Genomic DNA, 2,317 nt, shown 5'->3' on the forward strand with positions numbered 1-2,317 from the left:
GAAGTCAACATTCAACCGGCCGACAATTGGGACGATCTGCAGCAGAACACCGTCACCTTGTATGAACAAGCACGGCTGTCACGGCTTGCGACCGAAAAGTTCATGCTGGATGGTCGTCACACCGGCACCGGCGGCGGCAACCATGTCACGCTGGGCGCCGAACAGCCAAGCGACAGTCCGTTCCTGCGGCGTCCCGACCTGTTGCGGTCATTGATCACCTATTGGCAACATCATCCATCGCTGTCGTACCTGTTTTCCGGATTGTTCATCGGGCCGACGTCTCAGGCGCCTCGAATTGACGAACGAGGCAACCATTTACTCGATGAACTCGAAGTCAGCTTGGGCGAAATCGAAACCGGGGTTTCGCCGATCGAACTCGATTACAGTCTGCGAAGCTTCCTCGCCGATTTGACTGGCAACACGCATCGGGCCGAATTTTGTATCGACAAACTCTATCCCGCCGACCGTCCTAAGGGGCGTTTGGGTTTGCTCGAGTTTCGTGCGTTTGAAATGCCGCCGCACTCGCAAATGAGTCTGGCGCAGATGTTACTGCTGCGAGCGTTAATCGCCAAATTTTGGCGGAAACCGTATCGACATCGATTGGTCCGCTGGGGAACGGCGTTGCATGACCGATTCATGTTGCCACACTACGTTCGCAGTGATTTTCAATCAGTAATGCAAGAACTTGCCGAGGACGGATATCCGTTTGAATTGGGATGGTACGAACCGTTTTTCGAGTTCCGATTTCCGGTTTACGGACGTGTCCAATACGGAGGCGTCGAACTCGAGTTGCGAATGGCACTGGAACCGTGGTTGGTGCTGGACGAAGAGGACGGGGCTCAGCGTCAAGCTCGCGTCGTCGACTCGGCCGTGGAGCGTTTAGAGATCATTTGCCGCGGGCTCGATCCGAAACGCTATCGCGTCACCTGCAACCGACGCAGTTTACCACTGCATGAAACCGGGGCGGCCAACGAATACGTCGCTGGCGTGCGGTTCAAAGCGTGGAAGGCCGCCTTCGGGCTGCATCCGACCATCGACATGCACGCTCCGTTGGTGTTCGACGTGTTCGACATCCAACTCGGACGTTCGATTGGCGGTTGCGTTTACCACGTCTCACACCCGGGCGGATTGGGTTACGAAACCTTTCCTGTCAACGCATTTGAAGCAGAAGCTCGGCGGATGTCCCGCTTCTGGTCCTGGGGACACAGTGCGGGCGACCCACCACGACCGAAATGGGTCGACCAATTGAAAGACTATTACGCCGAGCTGCCGCCACTTGGGCATCGCGATCCGGCCTCCGAAATTAATTCTGATTATCCGCACACCTTAGACCTGCGCCGCGAATACAAATCATGAGCATGCGTGTTGCCCTTAGCCATCATCTGAGCTTCGTCTTCCATCGTCAATTGAATCCGACAACGCTGTGGTTGCGTCTGCGTCCTGCGCCGCATACCACGGCGAAAATCGAGGCGTACTCGATCAAAGTTCACGCGGACCCCGTCTGGTTAACTTGGGCTCGAGATCCGTTTGAAAACCATCTCGGGCGTCTGGATCTACCGAAACCGTTTAGCAGCGTTGGGTTTGATGTTGAATTTATCGCCGATTTGGTCCCCTTCAATCCGTTCGGATTCTTTGTCGAACCGTTTGCAAATGACTATCCGTTTGCGTACCCCGAGCAACTTCGCAAAGAGCTGATCCCGTATTTGCATCCCGAACCACACGGAGACGCGTTCGCGGGTTGGCTAGCCGGGCTCGACCGTTCGCCACGTTATCTGGTTGAGTATTTAACGCTGATCAATAACGTCGTGCACGACCGATTGAAAGTCGATTGGTCTTCGGGCTCGAAACCGAATGGTCTGGACGACGTCATCGAAAACGGGGGTGGATCGCCCCAAGACTTGGCTTGGGTTCTAACGCAAAGCCTGCGGTCGCTTGGATTGGCAGCACGTTTTACTTCGGGGTACCTGATCACGTTGACGACCGACAGCGAAGGAAACGTCAGCGACGATGACAGTACCGATACCGCGCGTGTTCATGCATGGAGTGAGGTGTTTGTTCCCGGCGCCGGTTGGATCGGCTTGGACCCAAGCCTGGGGATCTTTACGGCCGAATATCATGTTCCGCTAGCCAGCACGCCGGATCGTTTTCGCACGGTGCCGTTGGTAGGGATCCAAGCACCCTTGGTCGCCAGTTCGAAGGACCAACTGACACTGCGGCGATTAAAACCAACCGTTCTAAATAAACTACTTAGCCAAACCCACTGGCACGACATCGCCGCGACAGGCCGCTACGTCGATGACCAATTGTCCAAGCAACA

At 55.5% G+C, this 2,317-nt stretch carries 2 protein-coding genes; both read left to right on the top strand.

All coding sequences use genetic code 11. The features are described 5' to 3' along the window. A partial coding sequence (locus tag ABX962_RS34900; protein WP_372726269.1) for a transglutaminase family protein occupies positions 1 to 1,356 on the top strand: 1,356 nt, incomplete at its 5' end. Then, positions 1,353 to 2,317: transglutaminase domain-containing protein (locus tag ABX962_RS34905; RefSeq protein WP_372726270.1), on the top strand; the 965-nt coding region annotated here is incomplete at its 3' end. The genes ABX962_RS34900 and ABX962_RS34905, both read left to right, overlap by 4 nt.

Source organism: Novipirellula sp., from assembly GCF_041583735.1.
In the GTDB taxonomy this organism is placed as follows: domain Bacteria; phylum Planctomycetota; class Planctomycetia; order Pirellulales; family Pirellulaceae; genus Novipirellula.